20 protein-coding genes are annotated in these 21,458 nt (G+C 55.5%); 9 read left to right on the forward strand and 11 right to left on the reverse strand.

Annotated elements, in window-relative coordinates; genetic code table 11:
- Nucleotides 1–8 precede the first annotated feature (8 nt).
- Nucleotides 9–2,471 carry a hybrid sensor histidine kinase/response regulator gene (locus ACR0BI_RS17925; RefSeq protein ID WP_223117054.1) on the forward strand — a complete coding sequence of 821 codons (2,463 nt, stop codon included), beginning with the start codon at nucleotides 9–11 and terminating at the stop codon, nucleotides 2,469–2,471.
- A 1,451-nt stretch (nucleotides 2,472–3,922) separates the two neighbouring features.
- Here the strand turns inward: ACR0BI_RS17925 and ACR0BI_RS17930 are convergent.
- From ACR0BI_RS17930 to ACR0BI_RS17975, 10 genes are all read right to left on the reverse strand, one after another.
- Nucleotides 3,923–4,183 (reverse strand): transposase, encoded by a 261-nt coding sequence (locus tag ACR0BI_RS17930; RefSeq protein WP_480544554.1) that lies wholly within the window; start codon nucleotides 4,181–4,183, stop codon nucleotides 3,923–3,925.
- Nucleotides 4,184–4,450: 267 nt separating this feature from the next.
- Nucleotides 4,451–5,548, reverse strand: a complete 1,098-nt coding sequence (locus ACR0BI_RS17935) for a M56 family metallopeptidase (RefSeq protein WP_170392849.1) — start codon at nucleotides 5,546–5,548, stop codon at nucleotides 4,451–4,453.
- Nucleotides 5,535–5,930, reverse strand: a complete 396-nt coding sequence (locus tag ACR0BI_RS17940) for a BlaI/MecI/CopY family transcriptional regulator (RefSeq protein ID WP_170392848.1) — start codon at nucleotides 5,928–5,930, stop codon at nucleotides 5,535–5,537. Before ACR0BI_RS17940 ends, ACR0BI_RS17935 begins: the two co-directional genes overlap by 14 nt.
- Nucleotides 5,931–5,996: 66 nt before the next feature.
- Nucleotides 5,997–6,398 (reverse strand): DUF2160 domain-containing protein, encoded by a 402-nt coding sequence (locus ACR0BI_RS17945; RefSeq protein ID WP_480562599.1) that lies wholly within the window; start codon nucleotides 6,396–6,398, stop codon nucleotides 5,997–5,999.
- Nucleotides 6,399–6,406: 8 nt separating this feature from the next.
- On the reverse strand, nucleotides 6,407–7,204 hold the full coding sequence (locus ACR0BI_RS17950) for a carbohydrate ABC transporter permease (RefSeq protein WP_058280831.1): 798 nt from the start codon (nucleotides 7,202–7,204) through the stop codon (nucleotides 6,407–6,409).
- On the reverse strand, nucleotides 7,201–8,064 hold the full coding sequence (locus tag ACR0BI_RS17955; protein WP_170392846.1) for a carbohydrate ABC transporter permease: 864 nt from the start codon (nucleotides 8,062–8,064) through the stop codon (nucleotides 7,201–7,203). The genes ACR0BI_RS17950 and ACR0BI_RS17955 overlap by 4 nt, the downstream gene beginning before the upstream one ends.
- Nucleotides 8,061–9,137: an ABC transporter ATP-binding protein gene (locus ACR0BI_RS17960; RefSeq protein ID WP_170401961.1), complete on the reverse strand. Its 1,077-nt coding sequence runs from the start codon at nucleotides 9,135–9,137 to the stop codon at nucleotides 8,061–8,063. Before ACR0BI_RS17960 ends, ACR0BI_RS17955 begins: the two co-directional genes overlap by 4 nt.
- 1 nt (nucleotide 9,138) lies before the next feature.
- Entirely contained in the window at nucleotides 9,139–10,188 is a 1,050-nt protein-coding gene (locus tag ACR0BI_RS17965; protein WP_480562598.1) for an ABC transporter ATP-binding protein, read from the reverse strand.
- 81 nt (nucleotides 10,189–10,269) lie between these two features.
- On the reverse strand, nucleotides 10,270–12,009 hold the full coding sequence (locus ACR0BI_RS17970; RefSeq protein ID WP_480562597.1) for an ABC transporter substrate-binding protein: 1,740 nt from the start codon (nucleotides 12,007–12,009) through the stop codon (nucleotides 10,270–10,272).
- Between the two features lie 482 nt (nucleotides 12,010–12,491).
- Entirely contained in the window at nucleotides 12,492–13,424 is a 933-nt protein-coding gene (locus ACR0BI_RS17975) for a LysR family transcriptional regulator (RefSeq protein ID WP_170818986.1), read from the reverse strand.
- Nucleotides 13,425–13,614: 190 nt separating this feature from the next.
- Between ACR0BI_RS17975 and ACR0BI_RS17980 the strand changes: the two genes are divergently transcribed.
- Together ACR0BI_RS17980 and ACR0BI_RS17985 are read left to right on the forward strand one after the other, a co-directional pair.
- The gene (locus tag ACR0BI_RS17980; protein WP_170818985.1) at nucleotides 13,615–14,595 is read left to right on the forward strand and encodes an alpha/beta hydrolase; all 981 of its coding nucleotides are present in this window, start codon (nucleotides 13,615–13,617) and stop codon (nucleotides 14,593–14,595) included.
- A 107-nt stretch (nucleotides 14,596–14,702) separates the two neighbouring features.
- A complete protein-coding gene (locus ACR0BI_RS17985; RefSeq protein ID WP_170392840.1) occupies nucleotides 14,703–15,581 on the forward strand; it encodes a hypothetical protein in 879 nt (292 codons plus the stop codon).
- 259 nt (nucleotides 15,582–15,840) lie between these two features.
- Here the strand turns inward: ACR0BI_RS17985 and ACR0BI_RS17990 are convergent, their stop codons facing one another.
- Nucleotides 15,841–16,434, reverse strand: coding sequence for a TetR family transcriptional regulator C-terminal domain-containing protein (locus ACR0BI_RS17990; RefSeq protein ID WP_170392839.1), 594 nt, complete (start codon nucleotides 16,432–16,434; stop codon nucleotides 15,841–15,843).
- 118 nt (nucleotides 16,435–16,552) lie between these two features.
- Here ACR0BI_RS17990 and ACR0BI_RS17995 point away from each other — a divergent pair, with 118 nt between their 5' ends.
- The 6 genes from ACR0BI_RS17995 to ACR0BI_RS18020 all read left to right on the forward strand — a co-directional run bounded on the left by ACR0BI_RS17995 (nucleotide 16,553) and on the right by ACR0BI_RS18020 (nucleotide 21,390).
- Nucleotides 16,553–16,930: a hypothetical protein gene (locus ACR0BI_RS17995; protein ID WP_480562595.1), complete on the forward strand. Its 378-nt coding sequence runs from the start codon at nucleotides 16,553–16,555 to the stop codon at nucleotides 16,928–16,930.
- Nucleotides 16,931–16,939: 9 nt separating this feature from the next.
- Nucleotides 16,940–17,365, forward strand: coding sequence for a GFA family protein (locus tag ACR0BI_RS18000; RefSeq protein ID WP_480562594.1), 426 nt, complete (start codon nucleotides 16,940–16,942; stop codon nucleotides 17,363–17,365).
- Nucleotides 17,362–18,252, forward strand: a complete 891-nt coding sequence (locus ACR0BI_RS18005) for a haloalkane dehalogenase (RefSeq protein ID WP_480562593.1) — start codon at nucleotides 17,362–17,364, stop codon at nucleotides 18,250–18,252. Before ACR0BI_RS18000 ends, ACR0BI_RS18005 begins: the two co-directional genes overlap by 4 nt.
- A gap of 113 nt (nucleotides 18,253–18,365) precedes the next feature.
- Nucleotides 18,366–19,325: an HlyD family secretion protein gene (locus ACR0BI_RS18010; protein ID WP_480503697.1), complete on the forward strand. Its 960-nt coding sequence runs from the start codon at nucleotides 18,366–18,368 to the stop codon at nucleotides 19,323–19,325.
- Nucleotides 19,322–20,248: an ABC transporter ATP-binding protein gene (locus tag ACR0BI_RS18015; protein ID WP_170567369.1), complete on the forward strand. Its 927-nt coding sequence runs from the start codon at nucleotides 19,322–19,324 to the stop codon at nucleotides 20,246–20,248. Before ACR0BI_RS18010 ends, ACR0BI_RS18015 begins: the two co-directional genes overlap by 4 nt.
- The gene (locus tag ACR0BI_RS18020) at nucleotides 20,245–21,390 is read left to right on the forward strand and encodes an ABC transporter permease (RefSeq protein ID WP_170567367.1); all 1,146 of its coding nucleotides are present in this window, start codon (nucleotides 20,245–20,247) and stop codon (nucleotides 21,388–21,390) included. Before ACR0BI_RS18015 ends, ACR0BI_RS18020 begins: the two co-directional genes overlap by 4 nt.
- Nucleotides 21,391–21,458 lie beyond the last annotated feature (68 nt).

The following is a 21,458-nucleotide window of genomic DNA, read 5'->3' on the forward strand; positions in this document are numbered from 1 at the left end:
TAATGAGCATGAAGAGATGGCCCATTTTTGCCTTTGTAGGATTGCTGGTTGTGAGTCTGGCTATCGTGCTTTCCCTTGGGCGCGAGGTGAAATCAGATCTCGACGCACTCTCGACCGCAAAAACAGACAACGTCAGCTGGCTGATGTCTCAGCTCGAAGTCGAGCTGCTTAGGTTCGAAGTCTCGGTCATTGACGCTTCATCACGTTCCAATGGTGACTTGTCCGCTGTACGCAACCGTTTCGATATCTTTTTTAGCCGAGCGGATACGCTGTTTAGTAGCGAGCTGTTTTCATTTCTGCGAGGGGGTGCCGCCGCGCAACCAGCCCTGCAAGCCACTGAAGATTTTCTATCCCGGCTGACACCATTGATCGATGGTCCGGATGACCAGCTGCGCGCAGCACTTCCTGATCTGCGGGCGCAGATTCAAACACTGCGACCTGAAGTGCGCGAGATTGCGCTGGGCGGTATTCAGGGATTTGCCCAGGAAAACGCAACCCGACGTGCTGAGTTGGCCAGCACACTAACCCGAATGGCCTCATTACTTGTTGTACTTTTCGTTGCACTGCTTTTAGCTTTTGCAGTTCTCATCAAATTATTCCGGCAAGGGCAGTTGTTTGCCCGGCAAAGCCAGTCGGCTCGCAACCGATTTGAAGCGGCCATTACCTCGTCACTGGATGCGGTGTTGGTGGTCGATACTTCTGGAAGAATTCTTGAATTCAACGGTGCCGCCGAAGATGTCTTTGGGTACCGTCAGGCCGAGGCAATCGGTGCTGATATGGCTGAACTTATCGTTCCAGAACACCTGCGCGCCCTGCACCGAAAAGGCATGACACGATTTCTCGAGACCGGCGAGCAAAAGGTAATCGGCGCTGGGCGCGTCAGGTTAGAGGGTTTGCGCAAATCGCAGGAAACTTTTCCCGTGGAGCTGTCCATATCGCTAGCTGAAACGGATGGAGAGCAAGTCTTTGTCTCATTCCTTCGGGATATAACTGAGGAACTCAAAGCCGAGGAAGACTTGCGCACTGCAAGAGACAAGGCGCGGGAAAGTGAACAGGCCAAATCCGATCTGTTGACAGTGATGAGCCATGAAATGCGTACTCCGTTGAACGGAATACTCGGCTCTGCGGCATTGATTGATCAGAGCAATCTGACGGACAGACAAAAGCGGTATCTTCGTTCTATTGAGGTGTCGGGTAAGTTGCTGCTGTCTCATGTGACTGATGTTTTGGATTTTTCCAGACTGGGTTCAGGCAATGCCTTGCGTGACAGATCAAGTTTTGACGTTATGGAGGTTGTCCACGAAGTTGCCGACAGTCTGTCGGCGAATGCAGATGCGCGTGGCAACGACTTGAAGGTCGATGTTCTCTCTGAAGAGCTTATCGACGTTCTTGGATACAGGACTGCGCTGCAGCAATGCTTGGTGAACCTGTTAGGTAACGCAATCGAATTTACGCGGGATGGATCAGTCACGATCGAAGTCGAACGACTTCATCATGATGATCTGATTGAGTTTCGGATTGCAGATACCGGGGTCGGGATATCATCTGAATATCTGGACGTTATCTTCGACGAATTTGTCACGATCGATACCGCCTTTGCACGTGAGACGAGCGGAACGGGATTAGGGCTGGCTATTACCAAAAGATTGGTCGAGGCGATGGGTGGCGACATCACGGCGGATAGTGTGCTTGGAGAAGGCAGTCTGTTTACAATGCGACTGCCTCTGCCAACCTCAAGATCTGATGTCATGAGCGAACCGGATTCCACAGACGCGCCACAGGCAGAGCTTTATCAGGGTTTGAAAGCGCTGGTGGTAGACGACAATGAAATCAATCGAATGATCTTGACCGATATGCTTGAAGATCTTGGCTTTTCGGTTGCTGAGGCTGAAAGTGGTTACGCCGCCTTAGAACGTCTTGGGTCCGCGCGATTTGATGTACTTTTGTTGGATATCAGCATGCCGGGTATCGATGGTATCGAAACACTCGGAAAAGTTCGCGAACTGAATATCGAGTGGGGCAATTTGCCAGCGATAGCAGTTACGGCTCACGCAGCCCCAAAAGATCACGAAGTCATACGAGCAGCAGAATTTCAGGGGTTGCTGGTGAAACCCGTTCCATTGGCGGCTTTACAGTCAGAACTGTCTAAAGTTGTGAAGGTGCAAAGGGTTGAGGTTATGGAGCCAGACAATGACTTCAGGATTCGATTTGGAGAGGACAAATTCCGTGAAGCCTGCAGGGAATTGAACAACGAAGTTGTTGGTCTTATTGACAGTCTCAATAATTCCAATGAGTTAAATGACACACACAGGCAAGCGGCGCATAAACTATGTGGCTCTGCTGCGATACTCGGGCAAACCGACCTTTGGTCCAAGTTGAATGACCTTCAAAACTGCACTTCGCAGGAATGGGACGACGAGAAGGCTACTTTCTTGAGGGATTTGCAGTACGAAGCCAAACGTTGTCGTTGAAGTTCAATTCGCTGGCTACGGCCCACAATTCTCACAGTTGCACTCGAATTGGCGGGATGTATCGAAGCGATATCGGCAGGACGGCTGAGGCTTAACAGACAAGAACTTGCCGAGATTTTGATAGATTTACCTACGATCTGCGCCGAAGAAGGCGATAAAGATTCAGTCTAGCTTTTGCTCGACTGCTCCAACGTGATGGAAAGCCTTTGAGTCGCAAATGGTAAAACCTGTGCGCCCATCGAAAATCGAATGACCCAAAATCAATGGCTTAGGCCTCTCTGAATGGCAAAACTATGTGTCGCCCGACATTTCTGTTGAACTTCACACGAACCTGACCCAACCGTCGCAGTTGGTCCAGAAAAGCAGTGAACGTTCGACATCAGAAGGCGCCCCCAAAGTTGGACATCAGTTGAATTTGACCTTTGCGTTATAAACTAACACGCCGCCCCCATTTTTTGCTACCGCAGGCAGTTTGGTTTGTTCTGACTTCCCTTCCGAAAATCAGGGCTGAATTGCAGGTCAGACTGCGAAGCTGCCTGTTCCTGCTAATCTGCCACGTGGCGAACGCGGAAGGGGGCGAGGCAACGCTATTCGACAGGGGTGGTGCGGCCCGCAGGCAAAGCCGAGGACACGACCCTGTCTAAAAGGGTTGCCCGAGGGGGAGGGCCGCGCCCTCACCCTGACGGCCAATGGCGTTTGGCTTGTCCAAATCCGCTGGCCCACCAAAGGAAGGTGATGGGAAAGAGGGCTTGCTGCTGTTTGCTATTGAACCCGTCTCTCAAGCTTCAAAAATAGTGGTGGCAACACAGCGGACTTTCGCTGCGCTTGAAAAACCTGGCTAGGCTCTGGGCGGTGCCTTCACAGCGGTGCAGCTCCGCAATGCTGTCCTCGCGCTTCAGGCCGTCCAGCACGATCTTGATTTGCTCTTCTGCTGAAAATTGCTATCGGGTCACACGGCGAGTGTCCTTTACACCTTCTCACCGTGGCTATGCTTGGTTCCGGGTTTCTTTCTCCTCGCTACTCCTTGGCGGTTATGGTGAGTCCGAAACCCTTCTGTAATCGGGCCCGGTATTGCAAGGATATTGCGCCCGAAAGTGCTTGCTTCTGTCCGTGATCTGCGTAGTGCACTCAAATGATGCGGTTGGCTCTGACGGGGAAAGCTTATTCCCCTTGCGGCATATATTTTTATCAGGGTTTCTGTCGGCATTTCCCGCGCTGCGTCCTTTCAGGGGCGCCTTCCTCGCGGAAGAGTTGGTACTCGTTGTCTTTCAGACGGTTCTGAATTCCGTGCCGTCTATCCACATCCGATGCATGATGACTGCCAGTTTCCTCGCGAGGGCAATTTTGGCGCGCTTTGCACCACATCGGGCGGCAACACGCATCGGCCATGCCTTCAACGGAGTCCATCAGGTGGTTCTCACAAGCATCACATGCGCTGCTTCGTAAAGCGTCTATCCCACACTGGCATCGCCGGCCTTGGTATTTGATGTGACTCGATCCGTTTGTCTGGATTGGTTTCGCCATGGCGTCAGGCAAAAGCAGGCTCCCACCGAATTAGATGAACGGAGACGTTTGGGTCCCTCAATGGCAACACGGAAGGTCATTGCAACTATGGCGCCGACACCGGGAGTTGTCATGAGGCGACGACAGACATTATCTTTGCGAGACTGATCTCGAACCTGCTTGTCCAATTCAACAAATTCTTCTGCCATCGCATCACGCGCTGACGGGAGCGGGAAGATTGCCGCCACCAGGACCGGGTTACCTGCGATCACGCAAATTGCCGCGCTCTTGACTGAAACATCAAGACCCACGAAATAAGTCTTGGTCCTCTCCTTTGAGCTTCAAATCACTACCACAATTATGGTGAACCGGCCCGATGACCGCATCTCCCTTATCAAATCAACCTAAACTAATCCATTGGCGCCGACGTCAGACACGTCTGCATGCCTGATCCGAGACGGCACATTGTTAACCCGTCAGTTCCCTCGATTGCGAGCCTCCAGCCGTTCCAGATTGATGACTGTAGACAGCATCAGTCGATCGTGGCTCCAGTCCTGTGTTTGGCGAACTGATGCTGATCCGATGGCGAGAACAAATGCAAATGAAAGTATCAGTCCAAGAAATACGGCAGGTAGTCGGGTGTCTGCCATCGGCGCTTCGGTCAACGCTAACACGCGCTGCCGCAGTACGTGCTTTGCCTTTGTTCCGTAAACCAGTGCCACATTAAGAACACGTGGATTGTTCAACGTAATCGATCGCGCGCAGAATTCCAGCAAACAGGTCGTATACTCCTTTGAATCTATGCCCTTACGAGACACGACGGATTGGTCACAGGCCAATTCGCGTAGCCGGTCGAATTGGTGTTTGAGCACCAGATAGGCCGGGTTCCAGAACAGCAAAGGTCGCAAAAGCTCGAACCCAAGCTCCCATTCCACGTCATTGGCTCGGATGTGCTGAAACTCGTGCGCCAGGGCAAATCGCAACTCATTTGGTGTGTTCAACAGATGACTGGGCAGCACGACGTGCCGGCGGCGAAGGCCACGCACAGCGAACGGTACGGTAATCCGATCTGACAGGCGAATGTCCACCTTGGCGGATTGCCGCCAAAGAAAACTGGTCGTGATCGCGCTGCGGATGGCCCATGCATCGCGCATCACACGAACTGTCAGCACCGCTGCAATAAGAGCGAATGCGATCAATGCGCAGTTTGCGGCCATGCTTGCGCCTGCCAGTACGTGGTCCAGCCACCGCTCGCGCGTGTTCAGTAGGGTTTCAAATTGTGCTGCTGGCATGGCAATGTCGCCGCGCAGATAAGCGGCCACGGCAATATCCCCCAGTGCAACAGGTTGCCCCGGCCAGACCAGTCCTGCAAGGCTCGAGACCCCTGTAGCCAAAATGGGGCTGACAAGAACGCAGATACAAAGTGCCTTGAGCAAGCGAAGCTGAGCCACAAATCCATATCGCATCGATGTCCTATCCAGCGCCGCGCGCACTGCCAACCAGATAAAGGCCGACAATCCAAGCACGACATTCAGATCAAGAAACGTATCGAGAACCGGTTTAACCGCTGTCATTTTGCAGTCTCCTCTCTACCAGTGCTCGAATTTCCTCCAAATCATCTTCTGTCAGCCCCTCATCGTCGACCAGCCTTGCAACCAGCGTCGCGGGTGTGTCGTCAAACAGGGTCCGAGAAAGATTCTGCAGCGACCGCGACTGGTACCTGTCCTTTTCCAGCAGGGGTCTGTAGATCAGCGACTTGCCGTTCTTCTCGCTTTCGACGAACCCTTTTTCATCAAGGATACGCAGAATAGTCGCGCCGGATGTATAGGCCAAATTACGATCAGAAGGCAGGCGATCAAGGACATCACGGACCGAACCCTGACCCAGCGCCCAGAGTTCGTTCATGAACTCAAGTTCCACGTCGGTCAGAAGATTTGTTGTCTTTTTCTTTCGCATCGATCTCGGTGTCGCCATTTTCTAGTATGCCTGACAGACAAGCATCCTTTCGCTGTTTCTCAAAGCTTAAACTTTCCAGAAGACGAAGACGCCCCAACCGATGGACAGGAAAAGAGGCGTCCATACAGGTTGGCCTACCAGCCCAAGCCAGGCCAGGAAGATATAGGTCGAGCCGAGCAGTGTTATGAACAACCGATCGCCCAACGTGGTTGTCAGACCAAGTACACCGCGACGTTCAAGGCCGTCGCGGAACTTGAACCCTTCCAATAGTCCAATTAGTGCGATGGCCGCGAAGATACCCACGAATACCGCCAACGTCGCCGGGGTCCAGGCCATCCAGAAATCAGGCCAAAGAGGGGCGGTCCACGAGAATCCCTTTTCCTCTTGCTGGCCAACATTGCCCCATCCGGCTTGCTGGGCGAATGCCCGCGAAGGCAGGAAGGAGAGGGTGAGAAGAAGTCTACGCATATCGAACCTCACACACGGCCCATCGCGAAACCGCGCGCGATGTAGTTGCGGACAAACCAGATGACAATGGCACCAGGGATAATGGTCAGTGTTCCGGCTGCTGCCAGCAGACCCAACTCATACCCCGCGCTGGAGGCGGTGCGGGTCATCACGGCGGCGATGGGCTTGGCCTCGACCGCGGTGAGGGTCTTGGCCAGCAACATCTCGACCCATGAAAACATGAAGCAGAAGAAGGCCGCGACGCCGACACCCGCTTTGATGTTGGGCAGGAAGATCGTCACGAAGAAGCGCGGGAAAGAATAACCGTCGACATAGGCTGTCTCATCCAGTTCTTTCGGGATGCCGCGCATGAAGCCTTCGAGAATCCAGACCGCCAGCGGCACGTTGAACAGCGTGTGCGCGAGCGCCACGGCCAGATAGGTGTCGAACAGGTGGATTGACGAATAGAGCTGGAAGAAGGGCAGCGCGAACACCGCCGCTGGCGCCATCCGGTTGGTCAGCAGCCAGAAGAATAACTGCTTGTCGCCCAGAAACCGATAGCGCGAGAACGCATAGGCCGCTGGCAGCGCTACACAGACCGACAGCACCGTGTTGATCGTCACGTAGATTATCGAGTTGATATAGCCCCAATACCACGTCGGATCGGTGAAGATGGTTATGTAGTTCTCCAGCGTGAAGGTCTGGGGGAACAGGGAAAAGCCCGACAGGATCTCGTTCGTGGTCTTGAAGGACATCGCCACCAGCCAATAGATCGGCAGCATCAGGAACGCGATATAGAGGATCGGGATAAGGGACCGCTTCTTCATTGCGCGTCATCCTTTGTCATCAGAGTGTAGAAGACCCAGCTGACCAGCAGCGTGATGGCGAAGTAGATCAGGCTCATCGCGGCCGCAGGGCCAAGGTCGAACTGTCCCAGCGCGATCTTCACAAGGTCGATCGACAGTAAGGTGGTTGAGTTGCCGGGACCGCCGCCGGTCAGAACGAAAGGCTCGGTATAGATGTTGAAACTGTCCATAAAGCGCAGCAGAACGGCGATGGTTAGTACAGTCTTCATCTTGGGCAGCTGGATATAGCGAAATACTGACCAGGGGCTGGCACCGTCTATCTTAGCGGCCTGATAATAGGCATCCGGGATCGACACGAGGCCCGCATAACACAGCAGCACAACCAGCGACGTCCAGTGCCAGACATCCATGACGATCACGGTGATCCAGGCCGACAGTGGCTGTTGTGTCATATCATAGTTGATGCCCAGGACGTCATTCAGGAAGTAGCCCAGCAGGCCGATCTTGGGCAGAGTGAAGATATTCCACATCGAGCCGACCACATTCCACGGGATCAGCATCGGCAGGGCCATCAGGACCAGACAGACCGGCACCCAGAACCCTTTGCGTGGCATCGACAGGGCGACGATGATGCCCAAGGGCACCTCGATCAGCAGGATCAGGAAGGTAAAGAGGAACTGCCGACCGAGGGCCGCCTGAAACCGGTCGGAACGCAGGATCTGTTCGAACCAGCCCAGTCCTTCCCAGAAGAACTGATTGTTACCGAAGGTCTCCTGCACCGAATAGTTGACCACCGTCATCATCGGCACCAGCGCATTAAACGCGACCAGCGCCAGCACCGGCAGGACAAAGAACCATGCTTTTTGGTTTTCAGTTCTCATTGCGTCCGCTCCTCGGTTGCGATCCAGCCGTCGCGGTAGACGCGAGATTGTTCGGGTTTGAATTGCAGGTACACATGTGAGCCAGGGTTGGGCGCATTGTGTTCTGCTACGGCTTTCACCGGCGTATCACCGACCATGGCACTGACCACATAGTGTCGTCCGATATCTGCGACCTTGGTGACATGGGCAGGGATGCCGGTTTCGCCAAAGCTTATATATTCAGGCCGGATACCCAGATCGGTGCGGCCTCCGTCACCGTGGGTCTGGCCTTCCAGCATCACTTCATGGCCTTCGAACAGGGCCCGATCGCCCTTCGCTTCGCATGGCAGCACATTCATGCCGGGTGAGCCGATGAAATGGCCGACAAATGTGTGCTGAGGGCGTTCGAACAGTTCCACAGGGGTGCCGATCTGCACGACTTCGCCTTCCTGCATCACGACTACTTCGTCCGCGAAGGTCAGCGCCTCGGTCTGGTCGTGCGTGACGTAGATCATCGTGGCTTTGACGCGCTGGTGCAGCTCTTTCAGCTTGGACCGCAGTTTCCATTTCAGATGTGGGTCGATAACAGTCAGCGGCTCATCGAACATCACCGCGTTCACGTCGTCGCGCACCAACCCACGACCCATCGAGATTTTCTGTTTGTTGTCCGGGCTCAGACCTGAGGCCCGGGTATTCAACATATCCGTAACATCCAGCATCTCTGCAATCTCATCGACGCGACGTTTGATCGTTGCAGGGTCGACTCCCCGGTTTTTCAACGGGAAGGCCAGATTTTCGCCCACAGTCATCGTGTCGTAGATCACCGGGAATTGGAACACCTGCGCAATGTTGCGTTGATCTGGGGGCAAGGCAGTAACGTTCTGACCATCGAACAGAATTTGTCCCTCGGAAGGCGTCAGCAACCCCGAGATGATGTTCAGCAGCGTTGACTTGCCGCATCCTGATGGTCCCAGCAGCGCATAGGCCCCGCCGTCGCGCCAGGTGACGTCGATTTCCTTCAGGGCGTAATCCTGTGGCCCCTTGGGATTGGGGAAATAGCTGTGTCGCAGGTTTGCAAGCTTGATCTGTGCCATGTCAGGCTATCCTTTTGCCGTCTTGGCCGAAATACCGGCAATGGGCCGGGTTCATGTAGAAGCTGTGGTCTTCACCCACCTGATAGGGATGGACACCCGAGGCCAGGGATACCCACGCCTCATCCCCATGTTGGAAGTGCGCGCTGGAATCCGAGCCCGAAAGCTCGGTCACGATGACACGCCCGGTCAGCTCCACGTCGGCGTCGGAAGAGCGGAACGGGGTCACCCGGTGCGGACGCACGGCGACCAAGTAGTCACCATCGGCTATATCGGTGACTTTCCAGCCACCACCGCCGACCAATTGCGCCTGCGCTTCAGACACAGTGATGCGCGCCACATTGATGGGCGGGTCAGAGAACACACGAGCTGCAGAGATGTTCTCGGGGTTGCGATAGATATCTGAGGTGGGGCCAAATTGGGTGACGCGCCCGTCTTCCATCAAGGCGGTGTAGCCGCCAAGCATCAACGCCTCTTCCGGTTCCGACGTGGCATAGACGACCACTGCCCCGCGCCCAGCGAACAGGTCGGGCAATTGTTCACGCAGTTCTTCACGCAGCTTGTAATCGAGGTTGGCCAGTGGTTCGTCAAGAAACACCGCGCGGCTTTCCTTTGCAATCGCGCGGGCCAGTGCTGTACGCTGCTGTTGGCCGCCTGACAACTCATGCGGACGGCGCTGCAGCATTGGGCGTAACTGCAGCAAGTCGGCGGCCTCTTCGACACGGCCTTCGATTTCGGATTTTGCCATCCCCGCCACGCGTAAGGGCGAGGCGATGTTGTCGAAAACGGTCATATGCGGGTAGTTCACGAAGAACTGGTGTACCAAACTGATCTGCCGCTTTTGCGTGTTCAGCTTGGTGACGTCCTGCCCGTCCATCAGAACTTTGCCCGAGGCGATCGGGTCCAGCCCGGCCATCATCTTGATCAGCGAGGTTTTGCCCGACCCCGTAGCGCCCAACAGCACATTGAAATGGCCAGTCTTGAGCGTCAGGTTCGTAGGCTTGATATGGATGACATTGCCAACCCGTTTGGTGGCGTCTCTAAGTTCGATCATGTCCGTGGGTTCCGGTCCTTCAGTGCGTCGCACTGGCCTTGGGGTGGGGATGCCGCACACGGCACCCCCGGTTTCGTTTGCTTACTGAGACTGCCAGCGCTGAACCAATTCGTCATAGTTGACGGTCTGGCCCTGCGGCTTTTCGTTCTCAAGCTTGGCCTTGGGCGAGCCCGGCTTTTCCAACCAGAAGGCGGCATCCTGTGGCTCGTTCAGACGCGGACCACAGCCACCGTAGACACCGGCGCTTTCGTCAGCGGCCTGCATTCGGGCCATAGTGATGTCCATCTCTTCTGCCAGACGGTCCATCGCCTCTTGCGGGGTGAAGGCGCCCGAGTTCACGTCACCGATCTGCTGCCACCAGATCTGGGCCAGCTTCGGATAGTCCGGCACGTTGATGCCGGTCGGTGACCATGCCACACGGTCGGGTGAGCGATAGAACTCGACCAGACCACCCAGCTTGGGTGCGCGCTCGGTGAACGACTCGTGGTTGACCGAGCTGTCGCGGATGAAGGTTAGGCCCACATGGGATTTCTTCACGTCGACAGTCTTGGACGTCACGAATTGGGCATAGAGCCAAGCCGCCTGAGCACGATCCGCAGGCGTCGACTTCAGGAAGGTCCACGACCCCACGTCCTGATAACCAACCTTCTGGCCTTCTTCCCAATAGGGGCCGTGCGGACTGGGCGCCATCCGCCACAGCGGCGTGCCTTCGTCATCCACGGTGTTGTTGCCTTCGGACTTCGGCTTCACCATGTCCGCGGTGAAGGCGGTGTACCAGAAGATCTGCTGGGCCACGTTGCCTTGGCTGAGCGCCGGCAGCGACTGGTAGAAGTCGTAAGACGCCGCACCCGGAGGCGCATAAGCCCGCAGCCATTCATCCCACTTGCGGATCGCATAGACCGCAGCCGGGCCGTTCGCTGCACCACCACGCGAAACGGACGCGCCAACAGGGTTACAGGTGCCCGCTTCCATGCGGATGCCCCATTCGTCGACGGGAACGCCGTTCGGTTCACCCACATCACCGGCGCCGGCCATCGACAGCCAGGCGTCAGTCATGCGCCAGCCGAGGTCAGGCGCGCGCTTACCATAATCCATGTGGCCATAGATCGTGGTGCCATCAACTTCTTTTACGTCATTGGTGAAGAACTCGGCGATGTCTTCGTAGGCCGACCAATTGACCGGAACGCCTAGATCATAGCCGTATTTCTCTTTGAACGCGGCCTTGTTGGCTTCGTCATCGAACCAGTCCTTGCGGAACCAATATAGGTTCGCAAACTGCTGGTCAGGCAATTGATACAGCTTGCCATCAGGGCCGGTGGTGAACTGAATGCCCATGAAGTCATCCAGATCCAGCGTTGGCGAGGTTGTCGTCGCCCAATCACCTTCCATCATATCGGTCAGCGGATAGGCCAACTGCAGGCGCGAATGTGTCCCGATCAGGTCGCTGTCGTTGACATAGCCATCATACAGATTCCGTCCGGTTTGTAGCTGAGTCTGTACGGCCTGAACCACTTCGCCTTCGCCGAGAATCTGATGATTGACCTTGATCCCGGTTATTTCCTCGAACGCCTTGGTCAGAACCTCGGATTCATAGGAATGCGTCGGGATACCCTCGGACAGGACATTGATTTCCATTCCCGAGTACGGTTGTGCAGCATCGATGAACCACTTCATTTCGGACAACTGTTCGTCCTTCGACAAGGTCGATGGCTGGAATTCGTCGTCGATCCAACGTTGTGCTGCGGCTTCGTCGGCCCAAGCAGGACCATGCCCCGCAATGACGGCCGCTGCCGCCACGGCGGAAAGTAGATGTCTCCGCATCTGTCTCCTCCCAAAGATTATGTGATCCGGTGCAGACCGGATGGCAAACAGCATCGATGATATTCGGCGCTGCTGTCAAACTAATTTTTTAGTAGAAAGGAAGAAGTAGATCAACCCATTGTTTTACATCTATTATTACCGTTTACGTTGGAGGGTGAACTTCATGGATCACGCCAATTAGCATCAAATACGTGCGCTGCAAACGGCCCATTCCTTCCGTTCGACCCTGGTCACCTTCTCGCGGTGCTGACCGTCAAAGCTGTCGTTCGCTGCAATCGCGAAGCTGGAAAGTAGACGATGGTCTGGGGAACGGCTCTGAGCGGAGATGTAACTTTAACGGACGATGTTGCAGCTTAACCCAACAGACCTGCCATCTATGGATTGTGGTTTCGTCAGGACCCAAGGGCGGGTGCTGATTTGGATGGCCTTTGTGTACTTCGAAGATCTCACGTGCAAACTATCATCCCAGCTCGAACATCTGATCAGTCGGATTTGGCGATCTCTAATGCTTGTTCCCTTAGCCAATTGATCGCTGGATTGAAGCGGCTACGCTCGTGGCGGACAAGAAAATAAGGGAAGCCACAACTCGGCCGAAATGGAGCTGAACAAAGAGAGGTCAATTTCTGGACTTGCTTTGCCAGCCGCTTGGGGACAGCTGCAACTGCATCCGTCTGTCCTACCAAAAAAGGTAATGTGGTGAAGTAAGGCTGCTGGAACACAGCATTCGAACCATCTCCTTTTTCCCGCATGATCGTATCGGGTTTCAGACCCGAAGTGCCCGGAAAACTGAACTCGATTAACCGGTAAGCCGAAACGTCTTGCGGAGTAAGTGCCCGTTTTGATGACGCATGTTCTTCAAGCGGATGGCCTTGTCGGAACAGGATTTCGTAGGTTTCATCAAATAGCTTCTGAACAAGTAAATCGTTCCTGGCATCCAAATCCGCGTATAGCAGTAGATCAATTGCTCCTTTTTCCAAATCGGTAAAGCTTTGCGGCACCAGTGGCGAGACATCGAACCTTATTGCTGGTGCGGTAACGGCAAAGACCTCCATCATGGGTCCCAGGACAGCCGCGACGCCGTAATCTGTCGAAGCGATGCGGTAGCAATAGTTGGACTGTGCTGGATCAAAGGCGGAAGGCTGGAAGACGTCAGCTATCGCTGACAGGGCAGCATCGACCGGTTCATTCAAGCCCAGAGCATGATCCGTTAATTGGTATCCGGACTGCGTTCGGATCAGCACCGGATCTCCAATAAGGTCGCGTACCCGGGCGAGTATTCGACTGGCGGCGGGCTGGCTGATCCCCAGATGTATTGCCGTGCGTGTCACGCTGCTTGTGCGAAGCAGGAGCTGTAGGAACCGTAGAGTCCTAACATCCAGAGAAGTTAAAATGTCATTCATTTTTTGCATGCTCATCATGCTATTTGCGTCATCCCAATTATGCCCGTCGCGAGTTAACTGACAAGTGAAGCTTAACCGGGCGCCCCCCCAGATCGGGGCGCTCGATCCAAGATCGTTTGGTTGTCGAGACCATCAAACTGTATTCGAAAGGGCAGCAGCTGTGATTACACGACGCATGTTCAACTCAATCGCGATTGCAACATCCATGAGCGGAGCTTTCACCTCCCGCGCTAGCACAGCGGAGGCATCCGGTGACCTAGATCAATCGGCATTTGGCTCTTATGATGTTGAAACAGTGTCCTTTGACAGCTCTGGGGAAACCCTTGTTGGAAAGTTGTTGAGACCTGCTTCGGAAGGACTTCACCCGGCAGCTGTGATCATCGGCCCTGTTGCATTCGTCAAGGAACAGTCACCGGTGCAATATGCAACCCGCCTGGCATCGCGCGGGCTGGCCGTTCTGATATTCGATCCACGCTATCACGGAGAAAGCTCGGGCACACCCCGACGCTACGAGTCTGGTGAAGCCAAGGTTGAAGACTGCCAAGCCGCCCTTGGTTTTCTCGCAAACCAAGAAGGCATCGACGCAAACCGGCTTCATCTTCTCGGGATTTGTCAGGGCGTCAACTGGGCGATTGAAACAGCGGTGACAGACGGTCGCGTGGCCTCTCTCGGGGTTGTCGCGGGCCACTATCTAACTGAGGAAACTGCCAGAATGTACCTTGGCAGTGATGCCGAGGTTGAAGCACGCATAGATCGCGCGGCCAAAGCAGCCACCGAATTCGAAAAAACGGGGGAAGCAAGCTACATCCCGATCGTCGGCTCTGAGGATGCCCTTCTGACCGCAACTGCCATCGCAGACTGGTACCTACCATGGGATAACAGGGCCCCTTGGCTGACTTTCAAAGGGGGTTGGGAAAACCGCATCACCGCGATGAGCGAAGCTGGCATTTGGGGCTGGCGGATCGACGAAACAGCCCCTCAACTGAACCTGCCTGTATTGATGATCCATGGCGACAGAGCTGCAAGCGGTCAGGTCATTCCCCGCCGCATTTTTGAAGAAATCGCGTCAGAAAAGAAGACGCTGTATTGGATCGACGGCGCCAACCAGCTTCAGTTTTACGAAGACCCGTTGATCATTGATGCCGCCGTCAATGCTCTGGCTCCGCACTTTCTTGCCTCCAATTGAACCCTTTGATGCAAACCGCTCGGTTCATTGACGCCGCCCCGGAACAATCATTGCCGGAAAAACGGGCGGCAACATCAAAGCATAGATACACCGGAGAATTATTTGAGATGAAAGTTCTTTCGTTATTGGTCACTTGCACCACGGCCTTCCCTGTTGTCGCCGAACAGGAGCTGCCGCCCTTTACCGAAGCCGTTTTGCCGATGGGAAATGATGTCTATGCCGTATCGATTGGACCGGGTGGGCCAGATGAAGAGTTCAGCTCAGACGCCACTAACGGCGGGCTCTACAAGCTCACTCCTGATGGCGTGTCCGAAGAAATCAAACTCTCAGATGGGCAAGGTCTTCGTAACCCAACAGGAATGGTGCGTTCCGGCAACCAGATTGTCATTGTGGATGGCAATGAGGTCATTTCTACCGCTTCGGATGGCACGGTAAACTGGCGTCAGGCTCTCGATGACGATGGTGTTTTTCTCTACGATATCGAAGCCCTCGACGACGACACCCTTCTTGTGAGTGATTTTGGGCGCGGCGCATTCCTATCGGTCGCAGCCCAAACCGGACAAATTCAACCTCACCTCGGCGATTTGCGCATCAGTGGTCTCGCCCGCTTTGCAATCGCAGAGACAGGTATTTACGCTGTGTCCTGGGGTAGCGACGACGCCTGGGACAGCGCTTTGTATTGGGTTCCGCATTCAGGCAACGGAGATACTGCGGTAGCTGTTTCAACCGGCTTTGGTAGCTTGGAATCCGTTGAAGTCGTGCACGGCACAGTTGTTGTCGGGGGTTACCGAGGCCACGAGAAATACCCGAATGCGAGGCTCTTGCGCGTTGAAACTGATGGGTCCGTAGATCCACTGAGCGTCGGGTCTCATTCGCGTGGGATTTCCGATATACTCTTCGATGGGTGGTCGATTTGGCTGAGCTATTTCTATGACGCATCCTATGCGGAGTTGCCGTCTCAGACGGTGAAAAGTCTCGACCAATAGACGCACGCACTCCGGTTTTCATGGCGCCTGGCTTCCGCAGTAGCATATGGTCGGGGAGCTAACTAGCGGTCCAAAGCGGCCACTGGACATGCTGCAATGGCAGCGCACTTCCAGACATTCGCTACAGACGCGTAATGCTCACGCTGCAGGTGGTCACGTTAATTGTTTCCCATTGCGTGCTTTAGATATCACGTTCGTTCGAGTGTTAGTCTTTTGATGTCAGATTATGGCAGCCGATCACGCCTGCATATTTCATCGCTTACAAATTTCTCCACCCATTGATCAACCCAACCGCCGCGTCTGCATAGCTCCTTGGGAACTGGTCGGATGTCCGGGCTTTCATGATCGTATGAAGTCCCAGCAACAGGCCGATCAGCAGCTTTGCCGCCTCATCCGGGTCAACATCGATGTGCACGGTCCCTTCAATTTTGGCGCGGCTGAGGATCGCAGCAAACCTTCTTTCCAAGGCGGTGAGGTATCTCTCGATTCGGGCATTCACCTCGGGGTCAGTGCGGTGAAACGAACTGATCGAATTGAAGGCAAGGCACCCCGCATCCTCGATCTTCGGCATACGTTCTGCCGAGGCGATACCCTGGAACCAATCGCTGAGGTCATTCAGCGAATAGGTGTCGGGGTCGGGGAAGTGCCGAGCCTCGGCATTGTCCAGATAAGTATCAAGTGTCTTTAGGAAGAACTTCTCTTTTCCGCCATAGGTGGTTTGCAGTGTGAACCGAGTTAGCCCGGTCTCCTGCTCCAGTTCCCGCGTGCTGGCACCATGGTATCCCCGCCGCCAAAACAGGTCCAAAGCGCCTGCCACAGCACTGTCGTGATCCGTCTTGCGTTTGCGCGCCACAGATTTCTCCTTGCTTTTTCTATCCGCATGGATAGTAATAAATTCCTATCCACTTGGATAGCATTGCGGGCGCGCGGCTGCAAATGCCGCGTGGCCCCACGTCAAACGGAGACCTGACATGATCGCCATCGACCCGACAACCGGGGCCTCAAAGCCCGTAACACTGCGCGCCATCTTCATTCTGAACGCGCTGAAAATCCTGCTGGCCCTTGGCTTCTTCGCCGCGTTCAAATTCTACGGGCTGCAGGTCGGAGAACTGGCAGGCCCCCAAGCCGCCAACCTGAGGCTCTATACGATGCTGGGATATATGGTGACTTTGGCCTGCATCATCGCATCCATCCTCAGGCGCAGCCTGGTCGGTATCCGCGCAGCGATTGCCGTTGATTTTCTGGTCTCGATCCCGGCAACGGCGGTCATCGGCTTTATCATCGCGATCATCAGCATGGGCCTGACGTTTACGGCCTCTGTCCGCTCCTATTTCGCCTATCGCGGCTGAGGTGTTCAGATGAGTCACCCAAACACGATCGACGGCCAATGTATCTGTGGCGCGGTGCGCTATCGGGTGCGGGACAACATGGCCGCCTTCAAACTCTGCTATTGCAGCTTCTGCCAAAAGGCCTCGGGCTCGGCCCATGTTGCGAATGCGTTCACCACGCCCGATCAGATCGAATGGCTGGAAGGCAAAAACATGCTGACCACCTTCGACGTGCCCAATTCCCAAGTACGCCGGGTGTTCTGCCGGAACTGCGGGACGACGCTGCCATTCGAGACTCAAAACGGCAAGATTCTGATTGTCCCCGTTGGCAGCTTGTCCTGCCCGCCGTCCCAACCCGTCAAAGCGATCGTTGGCTGGTCGTCCCGACCTGCGTGGTATGGTGAGGCGCTGGGCCTGATCGAAGAGACTTGCAATGCAGAAAGAGTGGCTCATTGAGTACCGAACAAGAGATCTCACCAGACTTCCCGTTTGACTCGAAATATGTCGAGGTGAATGGGCAGCGCATTCACTATGTCGAGGAAGGAGACGGCTCGCCGGTTCTGTTTCTGCACGGCAATCCCACCTCGTCTTATCTGTGGCGCAACATCATTCCCTATGCCGCCGGGCAGGGCCGCGCTATCGCGATGGATCTGATCGGTATGGGCAAATCGGATAAGCCGGATATTCCCTACCGCTTTGTCGACCATGTTCCCTACGTTGACGGATTCATCGAGGCGCTGGGGTTAAAGGACCTAACGCTCGTCATTCATGACTGGGGCTCGGCATTGGGGTTTCACTATGCGCACCGACATCCCGAGAACATCCGCGGCATCGTGTTCATGGAGGGCGTGGTCCGCCCGATGAGTTGGGCGGGATTTCCGCCCGATTTCCGCACCGGGTTTCGCTTGATGCGGACGCCGGGTCTGGGATGGATGATGATCTCGGGCCTGAATATGTTCGTCGAGAAAATCCTGCAAAGCGCCATAGTACGTGATCTGGCACCGCAAGAAATGTCGCAGTACCGTGCGCCCTTTCCCACAGCACGAAGTCGCAAGCCGGTTCGTGTGTGGCCTTGCGAGATTCCGATCGATGGCACGCCTTCTGACGTTCATGAGATCGTCAGCGCCTACAGCCGTTGGTTGGGAGAAACGCAAACCCCGATGCTGATGTTCCACGCCACGCCCGGAGGCACCATCGGGACAAAAGAGGTCGCCTGGTGCCATCAGACCATCCAGAACCTCGAAGCGGTGGATATCGGCAAAGGCATTCATTTCCTACAGGAAGATAACCCCCATCTGATCGGAGAAAAGCTGGAGGAGTGGTTGGCGCGATTGCCCGCATGACCCCGTGCTGCCACGTGTAGCGGCTGAGCCGTATACATAAATCAGATTTCCTGATTTTATGCTTTAACTATCACCCAATACGTTCAAAGGCCAAACACCGGAGGGAAACCCTGTTGAATCTGACGACCCCCATCCCTTTGATTCTGGCGGCTGTACTGCCCGCCTTTCTGGACCGGTGCTCCGGGTCTGATACCAGCGTCGCTTTGGGCGTATTGGCGCGCGACCGGGTGGCCTTGACCGCGACAGCCAGTGAAATCGTCGTCGATTTGCCTATTGCCGAAGGTGCCGTGGTCAAGGCAGGCGACACGCTGGTTCAGCTTGATCCAACATTGCAAAGCTCAAAACTGGCACTGGCGCAGGCTGAACTGGAAAAGGCGCAGGCCACGCTTCTGAAGCTGCAGGTGGGGCCGCGAGAGGAGGAGATTGCGATAGCCGAGGCCAAAGTCGCGGGCGCTGTTGCACGCCTTGCCGATGCCGAAGCCATCTATGACCGAAACGCCAGACTGGTCGAAAACTCGGTCGTGACCGAAGCGCAGGTAGCAAATGATCTGGCCCTGCGCGATTCCGCGCGAGCTGAACTGGCCAGCGCTCAGGAATCGCTTAAAGAGTTGCAGAACGGGACCAGACCCGAAGACCTGGCGGTTGCCGAAGCCAACGTACGGGCCGCCGAAGCGTTGGTTTCCGCCGAGCAAACAGTTCTAGACGACTTGACGGTTACGGCCACCCGCGACGGCGTGCTGGATTCCCTGCCGTGGAATTTGGGCGAGCGGGTAACATCCGGCAGCCCGGTTGCCGTGATGGTTACGGGCCAGACGCCTTACGCGCGCGTCTATGTGCCCGAGCCGCATCGCGTCAATCTGAAACCCGGCGACACGCTGGAAGTTCGCATTGACGGGCTGGCCGATCCGCTGGACGGCGTGATCCGCTGGATCAGCGACGACGCGTCCTTCACCCCCTATTACGGATTGAACAAGGACGACCGCACGCGCCTTGTCTATTTGGCCGAGATTGACTTGCCCACTGCAACACCCGACCTGCCCGCCGGAGTGCCAGTGCAGGTCCCCATGCCATGAGTGATATCGTCGTCTCGACGCAGGGTCTGACCCGTCGGTTTGGGGAAAACACCGCAGTCAACAATCTGGACCTCGAAATCCGAACGGGCCAGATATACGGGTTTCTCGGCCCCAACGGCTGCGGCAAGACAACTACCATGCGCATGCTGACCGGCCTACTGACCCCCAGCAGCGGGGCAATTTCGGTTTTGGGCCGATCAATGCCCGAAGCGGCTGAGCCGTTAAAAAATGAGATCGGGTACATGACCCAGATCTTCTCGTATTACCGCGACCTGACAGTGCTGGAGAACCTTCGGTTCGCGGCAGAAGTTTATGGCATTCCAGTGAAGTCGGCCAAGGACCGAATTGAAGAACTGCTGCACACCTATGACCTGACAACCAACATTGATCAGCTCAGCGGCAGCATGAGCGGCGGGCAAAGACAAAAACTCGCCCTTGCAGCGACCGTCATGCACCGACCAAAACTGTTGTTTCTGGATGAACCGACCTCGGCCGTTGACCCAGAAACCCGACGCACTTTCTGGGAACAGCTGTTCGATCTGGTCGATCAGGGCGCGACGATGATCGTCTCGACCCATTTCATGGACGAGGCCGAACGCTGCCACCGGTTGGCGATCTTGCAACACGGGGTGAAGAAGGCGGACGGCTCTCCGCGTGAGTTGATGGATGATCTGCAGGCCGATGTTGTCGAAGTTGAAGGCCCGGACCTGCGCAAGGTCAAACACGCGTTGGACGTCCAGCCCATGATCCTGTCGACCGCGCAAGTCGGATCGCGGCTGCGTGTGCTGGTGGACAAATCCGAACCTCAGCCGGTGGACATGTTGCGCGGCCAACTTGCTGCGTTTCCCGACCTGTCCCTGACCCCGCAGCGACCAAATCTGGAAGACGTGTTCGTCAGCGCCACACGGGGGCCAAAACAGTGATCTCGCCACGCCGCATCGCTGCTGTATTGAAGAAAGAGCTGCTACAACTTCGGCGGGATCGGATGACCTTTGCCATGGTGATTATGATCCCCCTGATCCAACTGCTGCTGTTTGGCTATGCGATCAACACCAACCTGCGCCATGTGCCTGTCGCACTGGTGGACAAGTCCGGAACCGAGTTGTCCCGAACATTGGCGCAGATCGTTCAGGCCACGCAGGTCGTAACCATCACCGAACATCTAACAACCCCACAAGAAGCCGAGCGCGCGATCACTGAATCCCGCGTGCGCGCCGCGCTTATCATCCCATCAGACGTCAGCCAACGCCTTGCCCGAAGCCCGTCTGTCGGGCTGGGCCTGCCCAACGCAACGGACAAGACCAGCAGCCGACCGGTTGCCCATTGGATCGTCGATGGCTCGGACACGATGGTGGCCAGCGCAATCAAATCCCTGCGCACGATGCCTTTGACAGAACTGCTGAAACAACCACCAAACCGGCAGGTGCCTACCTTCGAGGTGACGCTTTACTTCAACCCTGAACAGCGATCAGCAGTCAATATCGTGCCAGGTCTTGTCGGCGTGATCCTGACCATGACGATGATCCTGTTCACTTCAGCCGCCATCGTCCGCGAACGCGAACGGGGCAATATGGAGATGCTGATCAACACCCCGATCAAATCGATCGAACTGATGATCGGGAAGATCATCCCCTATATCTTTCTGGGCCTGATACAGGTCGCAATCATCCTCGGCCTCGGGCATGTCCTTTTCGATGTCCCGATAAACGGCGGATTGGGCACTTTGCTTGTGGTGACTTTGTTGTTCATCATCGCCAGCCTGTCGCTTGGGCTGGTGATTTCCACGCTTGCGCAGAACCAATTGCAATCAATGCAGATGACTATCTTTGTTCTGCTGCCATCGATCCTGATGTCGGGCTTTATGTTCCCCTTCGACGGCATGCCGCGACCAGTCCAGATGATTGCTCAGGTTCTGCCCGCCACTCATTTTATGGACATGATCCGCGGCGTGGTCCTGCGTGACGCGTCGCTATACGAGTTGCGCTGGGGAATTCTCTGGATGATTGGATTTGCGGCATTCGGATTGTTGGCGGCCACTTTAAGGTTCAAGAAACGGTTGGGTTGAAGGCGGCCCAGAGCCGCCGTCCGTGCGGGATTTGAATGCTGCATTGAGGCTTCCCAGAATCGGGAATT

This window comes from Ruegeria sp. E5, assembly GCF_056534105.1.

Excerpts from the sequence above, each read along its gene's own strand:
- ACR0BI_RS17925 (WP_223117054.1), top strand. The coding sequence starts at position 9 with ATGAAGAGATGGCCCATTTTTGCCTTTGTAGGATTGCTGGTTGTGAGT.
- ACR0BI_RS17930 (WP_480544554.1), bottom strand. The coding sequence starts at position 4,183 with ATGGCAGAAGAATTTGTTGAATTGGACAAGCAGGTTCGAGATCAGTCT.
- ACR0BI_RS17935 (WP_170392849.1), bottom strand. The coding sequence starts at position 5,548 with ATGACAGCGGTTAAACCGGTTCTCGATACGTTTCTTGATCTGAATGTC.
- ACR0BI_RS17940 (WP_170392848.1), bottom strand. The coding sequence starts at position 5,930 with ATGCGAAAGAAAAAGACAACAAATCTTCTGACCGACGTGGAACTTGAG.
- ACR0BI_RS17945 (WP_480562599.1), bottom strand. The coding sequence starts at position 6,398 with ATGCGTAGACTTCTTCTCACCCTCTCCTTCCTGCCTTCGCGGGCATTC.
- ACR0BI_RS17950 (WP_058280831.1), bottom strand. The coding sequence starts at position 7,204 with ATGAAGAAGCGGTCCCTTATCCCGATCCTCTATATCGCGTTCCTGATG.
- ACR0BI_RS17955 (WP_170392846.1), bottom strand. The coding sequence starts at position 8,064 with ATGAGAACTGAAAACCAAAAAGCATGGTTCTTTGTCCTGCCGGTGCTG.
- ACR0BI_RS17960 (WP_170401961.1), bottom strand. The coding sequence starts at position 9,137 with ATGGCACAGATCAAGCTTGCAAACCTGCGACACAGCTATTTCCCCAAT.
- ACR0BI_RS17965 (WP_480562598.1), bottom strand. The coding sequence starts at position 10,188 with ATGATCGAACTTAGAGACGCCACCAAACGGGTTGGCAATGTCATCCAT.
- ACR0BI_RS17970 (WP_480562597.1), bottom strand. The coding sequence starts at position 12,009 with ATGCGGAGACATCTACTTTCCGCCGTGGCGGCAGCGGCCGTCATTGCG.
- ACR0BI_RS17975 (WP_170818986.1), bottom strand. The coding sequence starts at position 13,424 with ATGAGCATGCAAAAAATGAATGACATTTTAACTTCTCTGGATGTTAGG.
- ACR0BI_RS17980 (WP_170818985.1), top strand. The coding sequence starts at position 13,615 with ATGAGCGGAGCTTTCACCTCCCGCGCTAGCACAGCGGAGGCATCCGGT.
- ACR0BI_RS17985 (WP_170392840.1), top strand. The coding sequence starts at position 14,703 with ATGAAAGTTCTTTCGTTATTGGTCACTTGCACCACGGCCTTCCCTGTT.
- ACR0BI_RS17995 (WP_480562595.1), top strand. The coding sequence starts at position 16,553 with ATGATCGCCATCGACCCGACAACCGGGGCCTCAAAGCCCGTAACACTG.
- ACR0BI_RS18000 (WP_480562594.1), top strand. The coding sequence starts at position 16,940 with ATGAGTCACCCAAACACGATCGACGGCCAATGTATCTGTGGCGCGGTG.
- ACR0BI_RS18015 (WP_170567369.1), top strand. The coding sequence starts at position 19,322 with ATGAGTGATATCGTCGTCTCGACGCAGGGTCTGACCCGTCGGTTTGGG.